This is a genomic window from Mycobacterium europaeum (assembly GCF_002102155.1).
GTDB classification, from domain to species: Bacteria; Actinomycetota; Actinomycetes; order Mycobacteriales; family Mycobacteriaceae; genus Mycobacterium; species Mycobacterium europaeum.
Genome location: NZ_LQOU01000012.1, coordinates 1 through 22,398, shown reverse-complemented (window position 1 = coordinate 22,398; position 22,398 = coordinate 1). Strand labels below are relative to the sequence as shown.

The 22,398-nt window shown below is 69.2% G+C and carries 18 protein-coding genes and 2 pseudogenes; 9 read left to right on the top strand and 11 right to left on the bottom strand.

Features of this window, described 5'->3' with window-relative positions; genetic code table 11:
- Window positions 1–17: 17 nt before the first annotated feature.
- Together AWC03_RS05935 and AWC03_RS05930 are read left to right on the top strand one after the other, a co-directional pair.
- Complete coding sequence (locus AWC03_RS05935; protein ID WP_085239634.1) at window positions 18–773, top strand: ABC transporter permease; 756 nt, start codon at window positions 18–20, stop codon at window positions 771–773.
- A gap of 116 nt (window positions 774–889) precedes the next feature.
- Window positions 890–1,843: a COX15/CtaA family protein gene (locus tag AWC03_RS05930; RefSeq protein WP_085239597.1), complete on the top strand. Its 954-nt coding sequence runs from the start codon at window positions 890–892 to the stop codon at window positions 1,841–1,843.
- Here the strand turns inward: AWC03_RS05930 and AWC03_RS05925 are convergent.
- Window positions 1,793–2,440: a hypothetical protein gene (locus AWC03_RS05925; RefSeq protein ID WP_085239596.1), complete on the bottom strand. Its 648-nt coding sequence runs from the start codon at window positions 2,438–2,440 to the stop codon at window positions 1,793–1,795. The genes AWC03_RS05930 and AWC03_RS05925 overlap by 51 nt on opposite strands.
- Window positions 2,441–2,459: 19 nt before the next feature.
- Here AWC03_RS05925 and AWC03_RS05920 point away from each other — a divergent pair, with 19 nt between their 5' ends.
- Window positions 2,460–3,434, top strand: coding sequence for a quinone oxidoreductase family protein (locus AWC03_RS05920; RefSeq protein ID WP_085239595.1), 975 nt, complete (start codon window positions 2,460–2,462; stop codon window positions 3,432–3,434).
- Window positions 3,435–3,443: 9 nt separating this feature from the next.
- On the opposite strand, the gene AWC03_RS05915 is transcribed toward AWC03_RS05920, so the two are convergent.
- Complete coding sequence (locus AWC03_RS05915; protein ID WP_085239594.1) at window positions 3,444–4,370, bottom strand: heme o synthase; 927 nt, start codon at window positions 4,368–4,370, stop codon at window positions 3,444–3,446.
- Window positions 4,371–4,626: 256 nt separating this feature from the next.
- Between AWC03_RS05915 and tkt the strand changes: the two genes are divergently transcribed.
- Genes tkt through AWC03_RS05885 form a run of 6 tightly spaced genes read left to right on the top strand, consistent with a single transcriptional unit; the run spans window position 4,627 to window position 11,469 of the window.
- Window positions 4,627–6,717: a transketolase gene (gene tkt, locus AWC03_RS05910; protein ID WP_085239593.1), complete on the top strand. Its 2,091-nt coding sequence runs from the start codon at window positions 4,627–4,629 to the stop codon at window positions 6,715–6,717.
- A gap of 15 nt (window positions 6,718–6,732) precedes the next feature.
- On the top strand, window positions 6,733–7,851 hold the full coding sequence (gene tal, locus AWC03_RS05905) for a transaldolase (protein WP_085239592.1): 1,119 nt from the start codon (window positions 6,733–6,735) through the stop codon (window positions 7,849–7,851).
- Window positions 7,848–9,392 (top strand): glucose-6-phosphate dehydrogenase, encoded by a 1,545-nt coding sequence (gene zwf / locus AWC03_RS05900; protein WP_085239591.1) that lies wholly within the window; start codon window positions 7,848–7,850, stop codon window positions 9,390–9,392. Before tal ends, zwf begins: the two co-directional genes overlap by 4 nt.
- Entirely contained in the window at window positions 9,389–10,300 is a 912-nt protein-coding gene (opcA, locus tag AWC03_RS05895; protein WP_085239633.1) for a glucose-6-phosphate dehydrogenase assembly protein OpcA, read from the top strand. The genes zwf and opcA overlap by 4 nt, the downstream gene beginning before the upstream one ends.
- Window positions 10,297–11,052, top strand: coding sequence for a 6-phosphogluconolactonase (pgl, locus tag AWC03_RS05890; protein ID WP_085239590.1), 756 nt, complete (start codon window positions 10,297–10,299; stop codon window positions 11,050–11,052). Before opcA ends, pgl begins: the two co-directional genes overlap by 4 nt.
- Window positions 11,053–11,079: 27 nt before the next feature.
- Window positions 11,080–11,469, top strand: a complete 390-nt coding sequence (locus AWC03_RS05885; protein WP_085239589.1) for an ATPase — start codon at window positions 11,080–11,082, stop codon at window positions 11,467–11,469.
- 10 nt (window positions 11,470–11,479) lie between these two features.
- Here the strand turns inward: AWC03_RS05885 and AWC03_RS05880 are convergent, their stop codons facing one another.
- The 9 genes and pseudogenes from AWC03_RS05880 to AWC03_RS05840 form a co-directional block, all read right to left on the bottom strand.
- On the bottom strand, window positions 11,480–12,289 hold the full coding sequence (locus AWC03_RS05880; RefSeq protein WP_085239588.1) for a DUF1206 domain-containing protein: 810 nt from the start codon (window positions 12,287–12,289) through the stop codon (window positions 11,480–11,482).
- Window positions 12,290–12,305: 16 nt separating this feature from the next.
- Window positions 12,306–15,113, bottom strand: a complete 2,808-nt coding sequence (ppc, locus tag AWC03_RS05875; protein ID WP_085239587.1) for a phosphoenolpyruvate carboxylase — start codon at window positions 15,111–15,113, stop codon at window positions 12,306–12,308.
- A gap of 45 nt (window positions 15,114–15,158) precedes the next feature.
- On the bottom strand, window positions 15,159–15,392 hold the full coding sequence (secG, locus tag AWC03_RS05870) for a preprotein translocase subunit SecG (protein ID WP_040624202.1): 234 nt from the start codon (window positions 15,390–15,392) through the stop codon (window positions 15,159–15,161).
- Between the two features lie 30 nt (window positions 15,393–15,422).
- Window positions 15,423–16,208: a triose-phosphate isomerase gene (gene tpiA / locus AWC03_RS05865; RefSeq protein ID WP_085239586.1), complete on the bottom strand. Its 786-nt coding sequence runs from the start codon at window positions 16,206–16,208 to the stop codon at window positions 15,423–15,425.
- Window positions 16,205–17,452, bottom strand: a complete 1,248-nt coding sequence (locus tag AWC03_RS05860; RefSeq protein ID WP_085239585.1) for a phosphoglycerate kinase — start codon at window positions 17,450–17,452, stop codon at window positions 16,205–16,207. Before AWC03_RS05860 ends, tpiA begins: the two co-directional genes overlap by 4 nt.
- A gap of 12 nt (window positions 17,453–17,464) precedes the next feature.
- Window positions 17,465–18,496, bottom strand: coding sequence for a type I glyceraldehyde-3-phosphate dehydrogenase (gap, locus tag AWC03_RS05855; RefSeq protein ID WP_085239584.1), 1,032 nt, complete (start codon window positions 18,494–18,496; stop codon window positions 17,465–17,467).
- A gap of 114 nt (window positions 18,497–18,610) precedes the next feature.
- Entirely contained in the window at window positions 18,611–20,038 is a 1,428-nt protein-coding gene (locus AWC03_RS05850) for a phytoene desaturase family protein (protein WP_085239583.1), read from the bottom strand.
- A gap of 119 nt (window positions 20,039–20,157) precedes the next feature.
- Window positions 20,158–21,897, bottom strand: a pseudogene (locus AWC03_RS05845) (DUF3556 domain-containing protein); the annotation flags it as partial.
- A 154-nt stretch (window positions 21,898–22,051) separates the two neighbouring features.
- Window positions 22,052–22,398 (bottom strand): annotated as a pseudogene (locus tag AWC03_RS05840) (hypothetical protein); the annotation flags it as partial.

Genomic DNA, 22,398 nt, shown 5'->3' with positions numbered 1-22,398 from the left:
AATCGAGCGTCTTCCCCATGGGAACCTTCACCCCCGACCCGCGCCCGGCCCCCGTCCCGCGGATGCTGGCCGCCCAGTTCCGCCTGGAGCTCAAGCTGCTGCTCCGCAACGGCGAGCAGCTGCTGCTGACCATGTTCATCCCGATCACGCTGCTGGTCGGGCTCACCCTCTTGCCGTTCGGGTCGTTCGGCCACAACCGCGCCGCCACCTTTGTCCCGGTCATCATGGCCCTCGCGGTGATCTCGACCGCGTTCACCGGGCAGGCCATCGCGGTCGCCTTCGACCGGCGCTACGGCGCGCTCAAACGGCTGGGGGCGACCCCGCTGCCGGTCTGGGGCATCATCGCCGGAAAGTTGCTGGCCGTGGTCACGGTGGTGTTCCTGCAGGCGATCCTGTTGGGGGCCATCGGGTTTGCGCTGGGCTGGCGGCCGGCCCTGGCCGCTCTGGCGCTGGGCGCGGCGGTCATCGCGCTGGGCACCGCGGGTTTCGCGGCCCTCGGGCTGTTGCTCGGCGGCACGCTGCGGGCCGAGATCGTGCTCGCCGTCGCCAACCTGCTGTGGTTCGTCTTCGCCGGCCTCGGCGCGCTGACGGTGGAGAGCGGGATGATCCCGACCGGGGTCAAGTGGGCGGCCCGGCTCACCCCGTCGGGCGCGCTCACCGAGGCGCTGTCGCGGGCGATGGCGCTGTCGGTGGATTGGTTCGGGGTAATCGTCCTGGCCGTGTGGGGGGCGCTCGCCGCGCTCGCCGCGCGGCGCTGGTTTCGGTTCACCTGACGCGGGCTCGGCTCGGCGGGGCTCGGCTCGGGGTCGGCTCGGGGTCGGCTCGGTTTATGTCTGGTGACGGCAGGGCTTACTACAGGACGTAGTTTTCGTTGGCCTACCATCGGGCCATGCCCGGACGAACGCTGATGCGGTTGGTGGACCTGCTTCCCAACCCGAGCGTGCGCGCCCAGCGCCTCGTCGCCGCGGCCGTCGTCCTCACCCAGGGCACCATCGCCGTCACCGGGGCGATCGTCCGCGTCACCGCGTCGGGGTTGGGTTGTCCGACCTGGCCGCAGTGCTTTCCGGGCAGCTTCACCCCGGTCGCGCACGCCGAGGTGCCGCGCATTCACCAGGCGGTCGAGTTCGGCAACCGCATGATCACCTTCGCGGTGGTCATCGCGGCGGCGCTGGCCGTGCTGGCCGTGACCCGGGCCCGGCGGCGCCGGGAAGTCCTGATCTATGCGTGGCTCATGCCGGTGTCGACGGTGGTGCAGGCGGTGATCGGCGGCATCACCGTGCGCACCGGGCTGCTGTGGTGGACGGTGGCCATCCACCTGCTGACCTCGATGACGATGGTGTGGCTGTCGGTGTTGCTCTACGTCAAGATCGGCGAGCCCGACGACGGTGTGCCGCAGCGGCGCGTGCCCAAGCCGCTGCGCGCCCTGACCGCACTGATCGGCCTGGATCTGGCGGTGGTGCTGGTCACCGGCACGCTGGTGACGGCGGCCGGTCCGCACGCGGGCGACCGCAGCCCCACCCGGACGGTGCCCCGCCTCGAAATCGCGGTCGAGACCCTGGTGCACGCGCACTCGTCGCTGCTGGTCGCCTACCTCGCCCTGCTGGTCGGGCTCGGCTTCGGGCTGCTGGCCGTGCACGCCGCGCGGCCGATCCTGCGTCGGCTGATCGTGCTGCTCGCGCTGGTCTGCGCGCAGGCCGCCGTCGGCACCGCCCAGTACTTCACCGGGGTGCCCGCCGCCCTGGTCGCCCTGCACGTCGCCGGCGCCGCCGCGTGCACCGCGGCCACGGCCGCGCTATGGGCCTCGATGCGAGAGCGGGCCGAGCCCCAGCCGCTCGCAGGCTGACTCGACGGCGAGCGCGAAGTCGCGCTCGGCGCGCTCGCGGGTGGCGGCGTCCAGGTGCTGCCAGCCCAGCGGCGGCGCGACGAGGTCCAGCCGCACCAGCCCGTCCCCGCTCACGTCGGCGCGCGCGTACAGCAACTCGCGGACAGCGACTCCGGAGCGCTCGGCGGCCGACGCGATCGCGGCGTAACCGAGGTCCCACCACTCGAAGTCCGGGTCGACCGGCCAGGCGTGGGACTGCTTGCCGCCCAGGAAGATCAGCGCCACGTCCGCCGCCCCGCCCGGCCGAGTAGGCACCCCGTCGTTATCGAGGTCACGCAGATACCGCTCGTCGAGGTTCCAGGCGACCGCGTCGGGCGGGTTGAGCAGGTGGCGCACGCGCCGGGTCCAGGCCAGGAATTCGTCACGCCGGCCGCCGTCCGCGGAGGCACGCAGAATCACCAGGTCGGCGCGCAGCGTCTCCGGGTCGTCCCACGCCAGCCAGCGGGCGTGCAGCCCGCGAGCCCGCAGCGCGGGGACCAGGCCGGCGTCGCCGGGATCGCCGCCGGGCCCCGCCAGCACGATGCGGGGATGGAAGATGTCCGGGCGGGCGAGTTTCATGCCCGGGCATGATAAGCACATGCACGCAATCGAAGTCAGGGAAACCGGCGGCCCCGAGGTGCTGCGCTACGTCGACGCGCCACAACCGGTGCCCGGTCCCGGCGAGGTGCTGATCAAGGCCGACGCGGTCGGCGTCAACTACATCGACACCTACTTCCGCTCGGGGCAGTACCCGCGCGAGTTGCCGTTCATCCTCGGCTCCGAGCTGTGCGGCACCGTCGCCGCGACCGGTGACGACACCGACGGCTTCAGCGTCGGCGACCGGGTGGTCAGCGCGTCGGCGTCCGGCGGCTACGCCGAGTACGCCACCGCCCCAGCGTTTTTGACCGCACACGTGCCGGACGGGGTGAATTCCGACGTGGCGGCATCGGTGCTGCTGAAGGGCCTGACGGCGCACTACCTGCTGAATTCGGTGTATCCGGTGCAGGCCGGCGACACGGTGCTGGTGCACGCGGGCGCGGGCGGGGTCGGGCTGATCCTGACGCAGTGGGCGCACCTGCTCGGCGCGCGGGTCATCACCACGGTCTCCACCCCGGAGAAGGCGCGGCTGTCCAGGCGGGCCGGTGCGGACGAGGTGCTGTCCTACCCCGAGGACGCCGAAGAGTTCGGCAGGCGGATCCGCGGGCTCACCGACGGCGCCGGCGTCGAGGCCGTGTACGACGGCGTCGGCGCCACCACGTTCGACGCGAGCCTGGCCAGCCTGGCCGTGCGCGGCACACTGGCGCTGTTCGGGGCGGCCAGCGGACCCGTTCCGCCGTTCGATCCTCAGCGCCTCAACGCCGCCGGCTCGGTGTTCTTGACCCGGCCGTCGCTGGCGCACTTCATTCGCACCGGCCAGGAATTCAGTTGGCGGGCAGAGGAATTGTTCGACGCGATCGCCGGCGGGGTTATCACCATCGAGGTCGGTGGGCGGTATCCGCTCGCCGAGGCCGCGCGCGCCCACCGGGACCTGCAGGGCCGCAAGACCGCCGGCTCGATCGTGCTGCTGCCCTGAACGGCGGCGTCAGAACAGGTGCGGCAGCGCGATCACCGAGTCGACCGCCAACGCGCAGAACACCACCGCGAGGTAGTTGTTGGATTGCAGGAACAACCGCAGCGGCTTGACGGGCTCGCCGGCGCGAACCCCGGTGTACAGCTGGTGGGCCATCGCCAGGAACCAGACCCCGGCGACGACGGCGACCGCCGCGTACAGCCAGCCGGTGGCCAGGGTCAGCGCCAGCGTCGACAGCACCGTCAGCCACGTGTAGACGAGGATGTGCTTGGTGACCTGACGCTCGGTCGCCACGGCGGGCAGCATCGGCACACCGGCCGCCTTGTAGTCGTCCTTGTAGCGCATCGCCAGCGCCCAGGTGTGCGGCGGCGTCCAGAAGAAGATGATGGCGAACATCACCAGCGCCGGCCAGCCGATGGTGCCGGTGACGGCCGACCAGCCGATCATCACCGGCATGCAGCCGGCCGCCCCGCCCCACACGACGTTCTGCGACGTGCGGCGCTTGAGCAGCAGCGTGTAGACGAACACGTAGAAGGCGATGGTGGCCAGCGCCAGCAGACCCGACAGCAGGTTCGTCGTCCACCACAGCCAGAAGAACGAGCCCACCGTGAGCGCCAAACCAAACACCAACGCGTTGCGCGTCGGCACCGCGGCGCGGGCCAGGGGGCGGCGCGCGGTGCGCTTCATCACCTTGTCGATGTCCGCGTCGGCCACGCAGTTGAGCGTGTTGGCTCCCCCGGCGGCCAGCATGCCGCCGATCAGCGTGTTGAAGATCAGCAGCGGGTTCACCGCTCCGCGGTGGGCGAGCAGCATGGCGGGTATCGCGGTCACCAGCAACAGTTCGATGACCCGCGGCTTGGTCAGCGCCAAATACGCCAGCACCGTGCCGTGTATTCGGCTCGGTATCCGGCTCGGGGCGACGCGCCCGCGAACGCTCACGCAATAACTCCTCGGGGTCGCAGCAGCGCGCAGCATCTACTACACACGATGGTAGACCGCGGGCCGGTGATGGCCCGCCCGCAGGGTCCATTCATCCAGGCTTCTCCCAGATTTCCGAACTGAATGTTACGGGTCGCGGGCCACCGCGTAATTTTCACACCAGCCGGCGGCGGGTACCCGAAACCTGCACTGCAAGAGCCGGCCATCCCGCACTAGGGTGGGATTGATCAGCTTGATGACCCTTAGGACTGAGTCTGTGACCACACTCGAAGAGATCTCTACGCTGACCCAACCGCACCTCCCCGACGACTGGTCCGAGCTCGACTCGGCCGCCGTCGACACCATCCGGGTGCTGGCCGCCGACGCGGTCCAAAAAGTCGGCAACGGACACCCCGGAACGGCGATGAGCCTGGCTCCCCTGGCCTACACGCTGTTCCAGCGAACGATGCGCCACGACCCCAGCGACACCTACTGGCTGGGCCGCGACCGGTTCGTGTTGTCGTGTGGCCACAGCAGCCTGACGCTGTACATCCAGCTGTACCTGGGCGGGTTCGGCCTGGAGCTCTCCGACATCGAGTCGCTGCGCACCTGGGGATCCAAGACGCCCGGGCACCCGGAGTTCCGGCACACCAAGGGCGTCGAGATCACCACCGGCCCGTTGGGCCAGGGCCTGGCCTCGGCGGTGGGCATGGCGATGGCCGCGCGCTACGAGCGCGGCCTGTTCGACCCCGACGCCGCCCCGGGGACCAGCCCGTTCGATCACCTCATCTACGTGATCGCCTCCGACGGCGACATCGAGGAGGGCGTCACCTCGGAGGCGTCGTCGCTGGCCGCCGTGCAGCAGCTGGGCAACCTGATCGTCTTCTACGACCACAACCAGATCTCGATCGAGGACGACACCAACATCGCGCTGTGCGAGGACACCGCCGCGCGCTACGAGGCCTACGGCTGGCACGTGCAGAGGGTCGAGGGCGGCGAGAACGTCGTCGGGATCGAGGAGGCCATCGCCAACGCCAAGGCGGTCACCGATCGGCCGTCCTTCATCGAGTTGCGGACCATCATCGGCTTCCCGGCGCCCAAGTTGATGAACACCGGCAAGGCGCACGGCGCGGCGCTGGGCGACGAGGAAGTCGAGGCCGTCAAGGAGATCCTCGGCTTCGACCCCAACAAGACGTTCGAGGTGCGCGACGAGGTCATCGCCCACACCCGCAAGCTGGTGGACCGGGGCAAGGAAGCGCACGAGAAGTGGCAGGCGGACTTTGACGCGTGGACGCAGCGCGAACCCGACCGCAAGGCGCTGCTGGACCGGTTGACCGCCGAGGAGCTGCCCGACGGCTGGGACGCCGACATCCCGCGCTGGGAACCCGGCGACAAGGCGCTGGCGACCCGCGCGGCGTCCGGCAAGGTGCTCAATGCCGTGGGTCCCAGACTTCCCGAGTTGTGGGGCGGCTCGGCCGACCTGGCGGGCAGCAACAACACCACCATGGACAACGTCAAATCCTTTGGGCCGCCCTCTATTTCGACCAAGGACTACACCGCGGACTGGTACGGCCGCACGCTGCACTTCGGTGTGCGCGAGCACGCGATGGGCGCGATCCTGTCCGGCATCGTGCTGCACGGCCCGACCCGGGCTTACGGCGGCACGTTCCTGCAGTTCTCCGACTACATGCGCCCGGCGGTGCGACTGGCCGCGCTGATGGACATCGACACCATCTACGTGTGGACGCACGATTCCATCGGCCTCGGCGAGGACGGGCCGACGCACCAGCCGATCGAGCACCTCGCGGCGCTGCGCGCCATCCCGAAGCTGTCGGTGGTGCGCCCGGCCGACGCCAACGAGACGGCCTACGCCTGGCGCACGATCCTGGCCCGCGGCAACGGCAGCGGCCCGGTCGGGCTGATCCTGACCCGGCAGGGCGTGCCGATCCTCGAGGGCACCAACGCCGAGGGCGTGGCCAAGGGCGGCTACATCCTCGGTGACGAAGGCACGGAGGACCCCGACGTCGTGTTGATCGCCACCGGGTCGGAGGTTCAGCTCGCGGTGGAGGCGCAGAAGTTGTTGGCCGACAAGGACATCGTCGCGCGAGTGGTGTCCATGCCGTGCGTGGAATGGTTCGAGTCGCAGCCCGAGGACTACCGCGACAGCGTCCTGCCCCCGTCGGTGTCGGCCCGGGTGGCGGTCGAGGCGGGCGTCGCGCAGCCCTGGCACAAGCTCGTCGGCGACACCGGCAAGATCGTGTCGATCGAACACTACGGCGAATCCGCCGACTACAAAACGTTGTTCCGTGAATTCGGTTTCACCGCAGAAGCCGTCGCCTCCGCCGCGGAACAGGTAGTGGACAACTGAGAAAGGGGGGTTCACATGACCCAGAACCCTAACCTCGCCGCGCTCAGCGCCGCGGGGGTTTCCGTTTGGCTGGACGACTTGTCGCGCCAGCGGCTGCAGTCGGGCAACCTGCAGGAGCTGATCGACACCAAGAGCGTCGTCGGCGTGACCACCAACCCGTCGATCTTCCAGAAGGCGCTGGCCGAGGGTGACTCCTACGACGGCCAGATCGCCGAGCTCGCCGAGCGCGGCGCCGACGTCGACGCCACCATCCGCACCGTCACCACCGACGACGTGCGCAACGCCTGCGACGTGCTCAAGCCCCAGTGGGAGGCGTCCGACGGCGTCGACGGCCGGGTGTCCATCGAGGTGGACCCGCGGCTGGCGGACGAGACCGACAAGACCGTCGCGCAGGCCGTCGAGCTGTGGAAGATCGTCGACCGGCCGAACCTGTTCATCAAGATCCCGGCCACCAAGGCGGGCATCCCGGCCATCACGGCCGTTCTCGCCGAAGGGATTTCGGTCAACGTCACGCTGATCTTCTCCGTCGAGCGGCACCGCCAGGTGATGGACGCCTACCTGGCCGGCCTGGAGAAGGCCCGGGAGGCGGGTCACGACCTGTCCAAGATCCATTCCGTGGCATCGTTCTTCGTTTCCCGGGTGGACACCGAGGTGGACAAGCGGCTGGAGAAGATCGGCTCCGAGGAGGCGCTCGCGCTGCGCGGCCAGGCCGGTGTGGCCAACGCCCGGCTCGCCTACGCCGCCTACCAGGAGGTGTTCGAGGGCGGCGATCGCTACGAGGCGCTCAAGGGTGACGGGGCCCGCGTGCAGCGCCCGCTGTGGGCGTCAACCGGGGTCAAGAACCCCGACTACTCCGACACCCTCTACGTCACCGAACTGGTCGCGCCCAACACGGTGAACACCATGCCGGAGAAGACGATCGACGCCGTCGCCGACCACGGCGAGATCAAGGGCGACACGGTCACCGGCACCGCGCAGGCCGCGCAAGGGGTGTTCGACAAGCTGGCCGGGGTCGGGATCGACCTCACCGACGTGTTCGTGGTGCTGGAGAAAGAGGGCGTGGACAAGTTCGTGGAGTCGTGGACCGAGCTGCTGGAGGAGACGCAGAAGCAGCTGGGTTCCGCCTCCAAATGAGCCCGGCCCGTACCGCTGCAGAATGGCAAAACCCGTTACGGGACAAGCGCGACAAGCGGCTGCCGAGGATCGCCGGCCCCTGCGGGATGGTGATCTTCGGCGTCACCGGTGACCTCGCCCGCAAGAAGGTGATGCCGGCCATCTACGACCTGGCCAACCGCGGGCTGCTGCCGCCCAGCTTCTCACTGGTGGGCTTCGCCCGCCGGGACTGGGAGACCCAGGACTTTCGCAAGGTCGTCTACCAGGCCGTCAAGGATCACTGCCGGACGCCCTTTCGGGAGGAGAACTGGGAGCGGCTGGCCGAGGGATTCCGTTTCGTGCCAGGCTCTTTCGATGACGACGAGTCGTTCAGCCGGCTGGCCGAAACCCTGGACAAGCTGGACGCCGAGCGCGGCACCGGCGGCAACCACGCCTTCTACCTGGCCATCCCGCCGAAGTCCTTCCCCGTGGTGTGCGACCAGCTGCACCGGTCGGGGCTGGCCCGCCCGCAGGGCGATCGATGGAGCCGGGTCGTCATCGAGAAGCCCTTCGGGCACGATCTGGAGAGCGCGCAGGCGCTCAACCATTCGGTCAACGTCGTCTTCCCCGAAGAGGCGGTGTTCCGCATCGACCACTATCTGGGCAAGGAAACTGTCCGCAACATCCTGGCGTTGCGGTTCGCCAATCAGTTGTTCGACCCGATCTGGAATGCGCACTACGTCGACCACGTACAGATCACCATGGCCGAGGACATCGGATTGGACGGGCGCGCAGGCTATTACGACGGCATCGGGGCCGCCCGCGACGTCATCCAGAACCACCTGATGCAGCTGCTCGCGCTGACCGCGATGGAAGAGCCGGTCAGCTTCAACCCGGCGGCGCTGCAGACCGAGAAGATCAAGGTGCTTTCCGCGACGCAGCTGGCCCAGCCGCTCGACGAGACCACCAGCCGCGGCCAATACACCGGCGGCTGGCAGGGCGGCGAGAAGGTCGTCGGGCTGCTCGACGAGGAGGGGTTCGCCAAGGACTCCACCACCGAGACGTTCGCCGCGATCACCCTGGAGGTGGACACCCGCCGCTGGGCCGGCGTGCCGTTCTACCTGCGCACCGGGAAACGGCTGGGCCGCAGGGTCACCGAGATCGCGCTCGTCTTCAAACGCGCCCCGCACCTGCCGTTCGACGCCACCATGACCGACGAGCTGGGTACCAACGCCATGGTCATCCGGGTGCAGCCCGACGAGGGCATCACGCTGCGGTTCGGTTCCAAGGTGCCCGGTACTGCGATGGAGGTCCGCGACGTTAACATGGACTTCTCCTACGGCTCGGCGTTCGCCGAGGAGTCGCCCGAGGCCTACGAACAGCTGATCCTCGACGTGCTGCTGGGCGAGCCGTCGCTGTTCCCTGTCAACGAGGAGGTCGAATTGGCCTGGGAGATATTGGATCCCGTCCTCGACAACTGGGCGGCCGACGGCAAGCCCGAGCCTTACGAGGCGGGGACGTGGGGCCCGGAGTCCGCGTTCGAGATGCTGCACCGGACCGGTCGCGAATGGCGGCGGCCGTGATCATCGACATGCCGGACACCACCACCACCGCGGTCAACAAGAAGCTCGACGAACTGCGGGAGAAGGTCGGCGCCGTGACGATGGGCCGCGTGCTGACGCTCATCATCGCGCCGGACAGCGACGCCATCCTCGAGGAATCGCTCGAGGCGGCCAACAACGCCAGCCACGAGCATCCCAGCCGGATCATCGTCACGATGCGGGGCGACCCGTATGCCGACGAACCGCGCCTGGACGCGCAGTTGCGCGCAGGCGGTGACACCGGGGCCACCGAGGTGGTGATCCTCAGCCTGTCCGGGGCGCTCGCCGGGCACGCCGCCAGCGTCGTGACGCCGTTCCTGCTTCCCGACATTCCCGTGGTGGCCTGGTGGCCGGACATCGCCCCGGCGATTCCCGCCCAGGATCCGTTGGGCAAGTTGGCGATTCGGCGCATCACCGACGCCACCAAGGGAACCGACCCGCTATCGGCGATCAAGGGCCGACGGTCCGGATACACCGCCGGAGACACCGACCTGGCGTGGGCGCGCATCACCTATTGGCGGGCGCTGCTCACCTCGGCCGTGGACCTGGCGCCGCACGAACCGATCGAGTCGGCACTGGTGTCCGGCCTGAAAACCGAACCGGCGCTTGACATCCTCGCGGGCTGGCTGGCCAGCCGGATCGACGGCCCGGTGCGCCGGGCGGTCGGCGAGCTCAAGGTGGAGCTGGTCCGCAAGAGCGAGACCATCGTGTTGAGCCGGCCCCAGGAGGGCAGGACGGCGACACTGAGCCGCACCGCCAAGCCGGAGGCCCTACTACCCTTGGCGCGCAGGGAGACCGGCGAGTGCCTCGCCGAAGACCTGCGGCGGCTCGACCCCGACGAGATTTACCAGACAGCGCTGGAAGGCATTGAGAAAGTGCAGTACGTGTGAGCACCATCATCGAAGTTTTCCCCGAGACTCAGGCCCTGGTCGAGGCCGCGGCCAACCGACTGGCCGACACCATCGGTGAGGCCGTGGCGGCCCGCGACCGAGCGCTGGTCGTGCTGACGGGCGGCGGCAACGGCATCGGCCTGCTCGAGTCCCTGGTGGGCCACGAGATCGAGTGGCCCAAGGTGCACCTGTTCTGGGGGGATGAACGCTACGTCCCCGAGGACGACGACGAACGCAACGACAAGCAGGCGCGTGCGGCGCTGCTGGACCGGATCGACATTCCGTGCAGCCACGTGCACACGATGCCGGCCAGCGACGGCGAATTCGGAACCGACCTCGCGGCCGCTGCGCTGGCCTACGAACAGCTGCTGGCCGCCAACGCCGCCCCCGGCCAACGGGTTCCGAATTTCGACGTGCACCTGTTGGGCATGGGCCCGGAGGGCCACATCAACTCCCTGTTCCCCGACACCCCCGCCGTGCTGGAGGCCAGCCGCATGGTGGTCCCGGTCGAGGACTCCCCCAAGCCGCCGCCCCAACGAATCACCTTGACCCTGCCCGCAGTTCAGCGTTCGCGCGAAGTGTGGCTGATGGTGTCCGGCGCTTCGAAGGCCGACGCGGTGGCCGCCGCGATCGGCGGCGCCCCGCCCGTCTCGGTGCCCGCCGCCGGGGCGATCGGCCAGGAAACCACGCTGTGGCTGCTGGACGAGGAGGCCGCGGCCAAACTCCCCTCCCGGCCGGGTCAGCCAAGCTAGCCCCCGCCCGGATCGTTCCGGGTGATAATGACGGTCATGGCAGACAGGACCGTGCGTGGCGGGCAAGAGCGGAACCGGCTCAAGACTCTCACCCAGGCAGCGCTGAATGCCGACAAGACGGTGGAGCAGGTCGAGGACGTCCTCGATGGCCTGAGCACCACCATGAAAGAGCTGAACGCGTCCCTTTCCGCCCTGAACGCCACGGTGGAACGGATGGAGAAAGGGCTGGATCACCTGGACGGCACGCTGTCGCGGCTGGACGACCTGGCGCGGCGACTGATCGTCCTGGTCGAGCCGGTGGAGGCGATCGTCGGGCGGATCGACGGCATGGTGAAGGTGGGCGAGACGATGATGACCCCGCTGTCGATGACCGAGAACGCCGTGCGCGGTGCGCTCGACCGGCTGCGCAACCGCTGACTGGCGCGGGCTACATCTTGGTTGACCGGGCCATCACGAAGCTGTAGAGCCCGTAGGTGATGATCCCGGCGCCGGCGGCGATCAACAGCGCTGCCCCGTAGTGCTGGGATCCGAGCGTCTTGAGCGCGCCGTCGAGTCCGGTCGCCTTCTTGGGCTCGGAGCGGCACGCGGCGACGATCACCAACGCGCCCGTCAGGGTGATCACCGCCCCTTTGCCGACGTACCCGGCCACGCCCAGCCGCCGCACCAGGTCACCGGACTTGCCCTGCAGGTCGTCGACGAAGTTGCGGCTGGCGCCCTTGTGGATGTGGTAGATCCCTACCCCGACGATGACCACGCCCGAGGCGACCAGGACGATGGTCCCGCCCGTCGATCCCATCAGCCGCGCGCTGATGCTCGAATTCTGTTGATCCGCGGGCCTTCCGGCGCCCCGGGCGAATCCGAACGCGGAGTACGCGAAGGCCAGGTACACCGCGGCGAGCCCGAGGGCCTTCGCCCGCGAGGAGACGTCCGACGGACGCTGTGACTCACGGTCGCTCGATCGGCCGAGCGCGGTCTCGACAAGCCGCCAGAGGCCCATCGCCAGGAGCGCGGCCGTGGCGATCCACAGCGCGAGCGGGCCGCCCGGTTTGGCCGCCAGCGTCGCCAGGGCGCCGGTTTGGTCAGCGGTGCCGCCGTCGCCGCACGCCACACGGATGGCGAGGTAGCCGACGATCAGGTGCAGGATCCCGTTCACGACGTAGCCGACGCGCGCCAGGCGCTCGAAGACGCTGTTCTGGGCCCACTCGGCCGCGGCGACGGGGGAAGCGCTGTCGGACATGCCTCATGGATGCCCGTCACCCGCTGTTACGTAACGCGCTCGCCAATCCGTTCATCGTGAGCAGGATGCCGCGCTGCACCAGCTCGTCGTCGTCGCCGGAACGGTATCGGCGCAGCAATTCCACCTGCAAATGGTTCAGCGGCTCCAAATAGGGGAAGCGGTTGAACACCGACCGTGCCAGTGCGGGGTTATCGGCGAGCAAGTCCTCGTGACCGGTGATGAGCTTGTGCATCGCGATCGTCCGCCGGTGCTCGTCGACGATCTTGCCGAACACCCGATCGCGCAGTTCCTCGTCGGCCACCAGCTCCGCGTAGCGCGCCGCCAGGCCCAGGTCGCTCTTGGCCAGCACCTGCGCCATGTTGGACAGCACGCTGCGGAAGAACGGCCACCGTTGGTACAGCTCGTGCAGGATCCCCACCCGTTCGTCTTCGCTTTCGGGCCCCGCCGCGATCCACTGCTCGAACGCCGAACCGGTGCCATACCAGCCGGGAAGCATGACCCGGGACTGGCTCCACGCCAGCACCCAGGGGATGGCGCGCAGGTCAGAGATCGACGAGGTGGGTTTGCGCGACGTCGGGCGGCTGCCGATGTTCAGCGAGCCGATCTCGCTGACGGGCGTGGAGGCGGTGAAGTAGTCGACGAAACCCGGTGTCTCGTGCACCAATTCGGCGTACGCGCGCTGCGCCAGGGTGGCCACCTCCTCGAGCACGGCGTAGGCCGGCTCCGCGGCGTCGCCCAGGCCCTCGACGTCGAGCAGGGTCGACTCCAGCGTGGCGGCCACCAGGCTTTCCAGGTTGCGCCGCGCCGACTGCGGTTCGGCGTACTTGGCGGCGATCACCTCGCCCTGCTCGGTGAGGCGCAGCGAGCCGTTCACCGCGCCCGGCGGCTGCGCCAGGATGGCCTGATAGCTCGGCCCACCGCCGCGACCGACGGTACCGCCGCGACCGTGGAAGAGCCGCAACCGAATCCGGTTCTTGCGGGCCACCTCGACCAGGGCCAGCTCGGCGCGGTAGACGGCCCAGCTGGAGGCCAGGTAACCGCCGTCCTTGTTCGAGTCGGAATAGCCGAGCATCACCTCCTGGCACCCGCCCTGCGCGTCGACGACCGCACGGTACAGGGGAAGCTCCAGCATCGCGTCCACGATGGCCGCGCCGTTGTGCAGATCGTCGATCGTCTCGAACAGCGGCGAAATCGCCACCGGGCAGTACGGTTCGGGCCCGGAGGCGTCCAGCAGCCGGCACTCCTTCAACAGGATCGCCACCTCGAGGACGTCGGAGACCGAGCGGCACATGGAGATGACGTAGTTCGGGACGGCGGCCGGGCCGTAGCGCCCGATGGCGTGCGCCGCGGCGCTGACGACCTCGAGCTCCTTGCGGGCCAGCTCCGATAGTTGTCCGCGATCACCGACGAGTGGACGGCGGGTGCCGAGTTCGCCGGCCAGCAGCGCGACCCGCTCCTCCTCGGGCAGGGAGGCGTAGTCCGGGTGCACCCCGGCCCAGGCCAGCAGCTCCCCCACCACCTCCTCGTGGACGTCGGAGTTCTGCCGCATGTCCAGACCGGACAGGTGAAATCCGAAGACGCTCACGCCTTCTCGCAGCAGAGCCAGGCGGTCGTCGGCCAGCAGCGCGCTGCCGTGGGCGCGCAGGGACTCGTCGATGGTGTCGAGGTCTTGTTGCAGTTCGGCCGGGGTGGCATACGGCGGCAGGCCGAGGTCCAGCTCGTGCTGTGGCCGGCGGTCCAGGATCTCGGCGCCGGTCGCGGTGAGCCGGGAGCGGATCACCCGGACCGCCCGCCGGTAGGGCTCGTCGGCGCGGGCCTGTTCGCCGCAGCCCTCGGCCAGTTCGGCCAGCCCGGGTGTGACCGGGACGAGCCGCGCCGACATCGACAGGTCCTGTTCCAGGGCGGTGAGCTCGGCCAGATAGTGCGACAGCGCGGTGAACGCGGCGCTGCCGGTGGCCTGGCGCACCACCTCGCCCGTCACGTTCGGGTTGCCGTCGCGGTCGCCGCCGATCCAGGAACCGGGCGCCACGATCGGCGCGGCGAGCAGATCCGCGTCGGGCCAGCGCGCCCGCAACGCGTCCCTTACCTCGGCGTTGACCTGCGGGATGACCTGGAAGAACGCGGCCGCGTAATAGCGCAGTCCCACCTCGATCTCGTCGGTGATCTGCAGCCGGGACAACCGGAGCAGCGCGGTCTGCCACAGGGTGAGGACCTGGCGGCGCAGCTCGCGCTCGATGTTGCGCCCGTCGTCGGTCTCGGTGTGGCCCTCGGCGTGCAGCCGCATCAGCTGGGTGATCCGGTGCTGGGTGACGAAGACGGTGCGCCGCCGGGTCTCGGTGGGGTGGGCGGTGATCACCGGGGAGATCAGGGCGCCGCGCAGCGCGGTCGCCACCGTGGCCGAATCAAGTTCGGCGCCATCGAGTTTGGCGTAGGTCGCGGCCAGGCTGCTGTCCTGCGGCGGCTCGCCCGCGGCGACGTGGATGGCGCGGCGGCGTTCGCGGTGGATGTCCTCGGCGACGTTGGCCAGCAGCGCGAAGTGGCTGAACGCCCGGATGACCGGGATCGCTCGGTGAATGTCGATGCCATCGAACATCCGCGCCAGGTCGGCCCGATCGATCTCGGAGCGGCGCACCCGGAACGATTCCACCCGGGCGCGCTCCACGAGGTCGAAAACCTCGTCCCCGTTCTGCTCGCGCACGGTGTCGCCGAGAATGGCGCCCAGCAGCCTGATGTCGGCGCGCATCGGCTCGGTCGCCTCGCGACCGACCAGCGTGCGTTGCACGGCGCCGATCGGTTCCAGCGCGATGTCGGAAACGTCAACCATGTGTCCCAGTATCGGTGCGGATCAGGTGGTCCGCCCGCCGACGGGTCACCGGTACTTGATCAGCAGCGCCACCCCGATGATGGAGACCAGCCAGATGCCGGTGATGAACAGCGTCAACCGGTCCAGGTTCTTCTCCACCACCGTCGAGCCGGAAAGGCTGGACTGCACACCGCCGCCGAACAGCGTCGACAGGCCGCCACCCTTGGCGCGGTGCAGCAGCACCAGCAACACCACCAGCACGCTGGTGACCACCAGGGTGATCTGCAGGGCCAACTCCATGGCAGGCAGCTTACCGGTGGTGCGCTGCGCTCAGGGCAGGGGCCCGCCGGCCGCGATGGCCGCGAGCGTCGCGAACTGCTCACCGTCGAGGGACGCCCCGCCGACCAGGGCCCCGTCGATGTCGTCGCGGGCGATGAGGTCGCCGATGTTCTTGGCGTTCACCGAGCCGCCGTAGAGCACTCGCACGGCGTCGGCCACCTGGGGCGACGTCAGCGAGGCGAGCTCCGCGCGGATCGCGGCGCACACCTCCTGGGCATCGGCGGCGCTGGCCACCCGGCCGGTGCCGATGGCCCAGACGGGCTCGTAGGCCACGACGACGGTCGCGATCTGTTCGGCCGACAGGCCGGCCAGCGAGCCGCGCAGCTGCTCCATGTTGTGCTCGACGTGGTTACCGGCCTCGCGGACCTCGAGGTGCTCGCCGATGCACACGATCGGGGTGAGCTCGTGCTTGAGCGCGGCGGCGGCCTTGGCGGCCACCAGCGCGTCGTCCTCGTCGTGGTAGGTGCGGCGCTCGGAGTGACCGACCACGACGAAGCTGCAGCCCAGCTTGGCCAAAAACGCGCCGCTGACCTCGCCGGTGTAGGCGCCCGAGTCGTGCTGGGACAGGTCCTGTCCGCCGTACGTCAGCCGCAGCTTGTCGCCGTCGACCAGCGTCTGCACGCTGCGCAGGTCGGTGAACGGCGGCAGGACGGTGACGTCGACCTTGTCGTAGTACTTGTCCGGCAGCGCGAACGCGATCTTCTGCACCAGCGCGATCGCCTCGAAGTGATTGAGGTTCATCTTCCAGTTGCCGGCGATCAGCGGCTTGCGGCTCACGCGTCCCCTCCACCCGGCTGCGGCTGCCCGAGCACCTCGATGCCCGGCAGCGTCTTGCCCTCAAGGTATTCCAGCGACGCGCCGCCGCCGGTGGAAATGTGCGAGAAGTCGCCCTCCGGGATGCCCAGGGCGCGCACCGCGGCCGCGGAGTCACCGCCGCCGACCACGCTGAACGCGCCCTTGCCGGTCGCCGCGGCGATGGCCTCGGCGACGCCGCGGGTGCCCGCGGCGAACGCCGGGAATTCGAACACGCCCATGGGGCCGTTCCAGAAGATGGTCTCGGCGTTGGACAACAGGGCCGCAAAGCGTTTGACCGAGCCGGATCCGATGTCCAACCCGATCAAGTCGTCTCCGATGGCGTCGGCGGCCACCGTCTGCGGCGGCGCGTCGGCGGCGAACTTCTCCGCCACCACGATGTCCACCGGGAGCCGCAGCACGTCGACGTAGGTGTCCAGCAGTCGACGGCAGGTGTCGACCATCTCTTCTTCCAGCAGCGACTTCCCCACCGAAAAACCTTGCGCGGCAAGGAAGGTGAAGCACATCCCGCCGCCGATCACGATGCTGTCGGCCTTGGTGGCCAGCGACTCGATGACGCCGAGCTTGTCGGACACCTTCGATCCGCCGAGCACCACCGCGTACGGGCGGGTGGTCGAGCTGGTCAACTGCTCCAGCACCCGGATCTCGTCGGCCACCAGCGTGCCGGCGTAATGCGGCAGCAGCGTGGCCACGTCGTACACCGACGCCTGCTTGCGGTGCACCACCCCGAACCCGTCGGAGACGAAAGCCCCTCCGGGCGAGACCAATTCGGCGAGCTCGCGGGCGAGGGCCAGCCGCTCGCCGTCGTCCTTGCTGGTTTCGCGCGGATCGAAACGGATGTTCTCCAGCAGCAGGACGTCGCCGTCGGTGAGCCCCTCGGCTCGGGCCAGGGCGTCGCCGCCCACGACGGGGGAACGATCGGAGCCGGCCAGCTGGACGTGCCGGCCGAGCTGCTCACCGAGCGCGGCGGCGACCGGGGCCAGCGACAGCTTCGGGTCGGGCCCGTTCTTCGGCCGGCCGAGGTGCGCGGTGACCACCACCTTGGCGCCGGCGTCGACCAGCGCCCGCAACGTCGGCACCGACGCGGTGATCCGGCCCGGGTCGGTGATGGCGCCGTCGTCGAGCGGAACGTTCAGGTCGGAGCGCACCAACACGCCCCGACCCGAAACTCCTTCGTCCAGAAGGTCTTTCAGAGTTGGAATCGTCACGATTGGCTGAACTTACAGCGACTTGCCGACCAGCGCGACCAGGTCGATGAGGCGGTTGGAGTAGCCCCACTCGTTGTCGTACCAGGACACCACCTTGGCCTGGTTGTCGATCACCTTGGTCAGCCCGGAGTCGAAGATCGAGCTGTGCGGGTCGGTGACGATGTCACTGGACACGATCGGCGCGTCGTAGTACTTCAGGATGCCCTTGAGCCGGCCCTCGGCGGCGGCCTTGAACGCCGCGTTGATGTCTTCGGCGCTCGCGGCCTTGGTCAGCTCGGCGGTCAGGTCGGTCACCGAGCCGGTGGGGATCGGCACCCGCAACGCGTACCCGTCGAGCTTGCCCTTCAGTTCCGGGAGCACCAGCCCGATCGCCTTGGCGGCACCGGTCGAGGTCGGCACGATGTTCAGCGCCGCCGCCCGCGCGCGGCGCAGGTCCTTGTGCGGGCCGTCCTGCAGGTTCTGGTCCTGGGTGTAGGCGTGCACGGTGGTCATCAGGCCCTTGACGATGCCGAACTCGTCGTTGAGGACCTTGGCCAGCGGCCCCAGGCAGTTCGTGGTGCACGACGCGTTGGAGATGATGTTCTGGCTGCCGTCGTACTTGTCGTCGTTGACGCCCAGCACGATGGTGATGTCCTCGTCGGTGGCGGGCGCCGAGATGATCACCTTCCTGGCGCCGGCGTCCAGGTGGCCCTTGGCCTTGGCCGCGTTGGTGAACAGCCCGGTGGACTCCACGACCACGTCGACGCCCAGGTCGCCCCACGGCAACGCCGCCGGGCCCTCTCTGACCTCGAGCGCCTTGATCTTGTGCGGACCCACCACGATGGTGTCCTGGCCTTCCAGGCTGACGTCATAGGGCAGCCGGCCCAGGATCGAGTCGAATTTGAGCAGATGCGCCAGCGTGTGGTTGTCGGTGATGTCGTTGACCGCGATCACTTCGATGTCGGCCCCGGAACTGGCAGGGCCCTGCTCCTGTTGGGCCAGAAGGGCCCGGTAGAAGTTGCGTCCGATTCGACCGAAGCCGTTGATGCCTACTCGGACCGTCACTTGATGTCTCCCTGTCTGCTGATGTCGTTCGTGAGTCCGCTGATTACGCGCTCGTGGTCAGCCTAGATCAGCAGGATGCGCGGTTGCCGCCCCGGTTCCCGCGACCAATGTGAGTCAGCCGCGGCGCGGCTTCTTCAGCCACTTCAGCGCCGACTCGGCGGCGTGGTAACCGCACTGACCGTGGATGCCGGCCCCCGGCGGTGTGGACTGCGAACACAGGTAGACGCCCGGCACACCCAGCGGGTAGGGATCGATGGCGATGCGGGGGCGGAAGATGACCTGCAGGCCGTCGTTGGCGCCGCCGATGATGTCGCCGCCGATGAAGTTGGCGTTGTAGGCCTGCAAATCGGCGGTGCCCTTGGTGACGGTCGCCAGGACGCGCTCGGAGAAGCCCGGCGCGAACCGCTCGATCTGGGCGACGACGGCCGCCGTGGCGTCGCCGTCGTAGCCGAACGGCACGTGCGCGTACGCCCAGATCGGGTTGACGTTGCCCGCCGAACGGGACGGGTCGGCCAGGTACTGCTGGCCGACGAGCACGAAGGGCCGGTCGACCATCTTGCCTTGCGCGCGTTGGCGTTCGGTGTCCGCCACCTCGGCGAACGTGCCGCCCAGGTGCACGGTGCCGGCCCGGGCGCAGGCAGGGTTGGTCCAGGGGATGTCGCCCTCGATGGCGAAGTCCACCTTGAACGCCGACGAGCCCTCCCGGTAGCGCCGATACGACCGCCTGATGCGGGCCGGCATCGCGTCGCCGTAGAGGGCGAGCGCCGCGGCGGGGCTGAGGTCGAGCATGACGATATCGGCGTCCGGGATGTCCTTGCGGCGGGTGACCCGCACCCCGGTGGCCACCGAGCCGCCGTGCTCGGCGAGCGCGGCGGCGAGCGCCCGGCTGATCGACCCGGATCCCCCTTCCGCGACGGGCCAGCCGTACCGGTGCCCGCTGGCCAGGATCATCAGCCCCAGGGACGCGGTGAGCGGGCGGTCCAGCCGGGTGTAGATGTGCGCGGCGGAGCCGCCGAACAACGCGCGGGCCTGCTCGGTGCGAAACCAGCGGGCCATCGTGGTGGCCGGCAGCAGCGCCCGCGGCCCGAAGCCGGCCAGGCGGATCGGGTGCCGCGGGACGCCCAGCACCGGGCCGAGCAGATCCTCGGCCAGTTCGTCGAATCCCGCCGCGAGGTCCCCGATCGCCCGCCGCCATCGGCCGCCGTCGGGCCCCAGGGCGGCCACCGTCTCATCGATCGATTGGTAGAGCACGCCGGCGGTGCCGTCGTCGAGCGGGTGCGCGCAGTCGACCTCCGGCCACTTCCACCGCAGCCCATGGCGCTGCAGGTCGATCTGCTTCCACAGCGGCGACCCGACGCCCAGCGGGTGAAACGCCGAGCAGTGGTCGTGGATGACCCCGGGCATGGTGAGTTCGCCCGAGCGGGCTCCCCCGCCTACGGTGTCGCTCGCCTCGAGCACCTGCACGTCGACGCCGTTGCGCGCCAGGTGGATCGCGGCGGCCAGGCCGTTGGGGCCGCCGCCGACCACCACCGCTCGGGTCATCGAGCGCTGCGCCGCGTCCGCGGCGATCGCGAGCGCGGCGAAGCCGGGCGCGGCGGGTCGGCGCCATCGAGCCGCGGCGATCGCGAGCGCGGCGAAGCCGGGCGCGGCGGGTCGCCGCCATCGAGGACATGGACCGGGTACTCGTCGCCGGGCTCGGGCCACGGCTGACGCGCCAGCATGCTTTCCACGTCGACGTAACCCTCTTCGATCAAGCCGGTCTTGGCGTCGACGATGCGGTACTCCTGGCGCTGGACGTGGATCGGCTGGCTTTCCAGAATGATCACCCGGACGTCGCCCTCGTCGAACTGGCAGCGCCGCTGCACCGCCGCGAGCAGCTGCTCGTTGTGCAGGTGGCCTTCGCCGAAGTTCCACCCGATCAGCGGTCCGGCGATGATCTCACCGTCGCGCAGCTTGTAGTCCGCCTCGTCGCGCCCGTCCAGCGCGCGGGCCACCAGCCCGTTGAGCGTGCGCCCGTGCGTGTGCATGGACCGCCAGCCCATCAGCTTGTCGATCATCATCTCGGCGGTGTTCGGGTCATAAAGGCGGGCAAGCTGTTTGGGGACGAGGGCGGAAGCCTTGGTGATGTTCGCGTCGATCTTGTCCTCCGCGCCGTCCCGCAGGCACCACAAGCTGGTGGCCCAGTTGCCGGCGTAGTAGCGCATCGCGGGCAGAAACGAAACCTGCTTGGGGAACAGGTTTCCCACGATCGGCACCACCGCGAGCGCGGCGATGAGGATGACCAGCAGCAGCGGCGAGCTCAGCCCCGTGGCGGTGACGCCGGCGTAGTGCCCGAACAAGTAGAACAGCGAGAACAGGAAAAACACGTTCCACTCCAACGGAACCCCCATCGGAATGGTGGAGGTGATGTTGAGGTGGAAGAGAACCATGAACCCGATGAGGAACCATGCCCACTTGTGCCCGTCGGCGAAGAAGACCAGGACGAGCGGCACCAAGAATTCCGCCGTCGTCCCGCCGACATGGGCCATCACCTTCGGGATCCACGACGGGCGCAGGTCGTTGACCGGGTCGAGGTAGAGCCTGCGCTTGAACCAGTTGAATGCCCGGCTGCGCAGCACGGGGCTGTTGCTCATCATGACCGCCACGACGTAGGGGAAATGGTGGTTGAGTTTCGACGTCGCGGCCCCCCACCACAGCGCCAGCATGATGATCTTGAAGGCGGCGATCTGGTCGGTGAAGGGAAAGAAGAAGACCAGCAGGGTCAGTCCGTAGTGTTCGCCGCGGGCGGCGAGGAAGACGGTCTTGTCGCGCAGCCCCAGCAGGGCCAGCGCGGCGATGGTCGGCACCACCAGCCTGGGATCGATGAGGCCGACGTCGCCGCCGGCGGTCACCGGCCCGCCCCGCCCGGGCGAGAGCAACGCCCAGGCGCCCGAGACCAGCACCACCAGGTAGAGCACCACGTCGACGACGGTGCGGTTGTCGCCACCGGTGAGCGGAACCTTGTCGGGCCAGGGCGGCAGCCGAATCGTGTTGGGCCGCAACCAGTACAGGAAACCCCCGAACAACGGCCAGAACCGTGCGGTCAGCGGCCCGGATCCGCAGCCCAGGCCCAGGATCTCGAACAGGAGCGTGAAGATGACCACCTTCTGATACACGATCGGCTGCGTCCACCAGTCGCCGATGCGCCCGAGGCCGCCCAAGCCCGGCGTCAGGGAGATAATCGCGGCGGCGCCGGCGACGTACACCGCGATCTTGACGATGTAGAACAGATAGACCGCGTACGGGGAACCGAAGCCGTGTTCGACCCAGTGCCGCGTCATGATCTGCCGCCTGGTCGATCGCGGCAAACCGGGCCAACTCCGCGGGTCGACGTCGGGAATGTCCGGGGTCATGAATCCCATGGGCGGCCTCGTTCGGTGTCGGAAGAACCCAGTTGGCCCGTCAAATGTATCGGGACGGCGATGCGGGCGTGGCCTATTCGGGTCGCTGCACCCTTCGGCGGTCTGCGCGGGAGACGAAAACCGCTGCGCCCCCGGTGGATTGATTCCGGCCGGGTCAGCGGATCGCGGCGCGCGGCCGCGCAGGCGGGGCCGACGGCTGGCCCGGGGACCTGCGGGCGAAGCGGCGGCGCAGCTTCTCGAGCATGCCGTCTACGCTGTCGCGGTCCTGTTCTTCGATTCGCGCCATGCGCCGGAGGTTGCCGACGGCATCGACGTCGCCGTTGGCCTGCGCGGTGGCGATCGCCTTCTGATAGTCGTCGATCCGCTGGTCTATGAGCCTGCGGTTCTGCGAGAGGAGCCGGACGAAATAGTCGGCCTGCCGACGATCCGCCACGTCCGCGACGGCCGGGTCCACGTCACCGGCTCGCCGGTCGGCGGACGGCGAGGGGGGCGGGGTGGGGC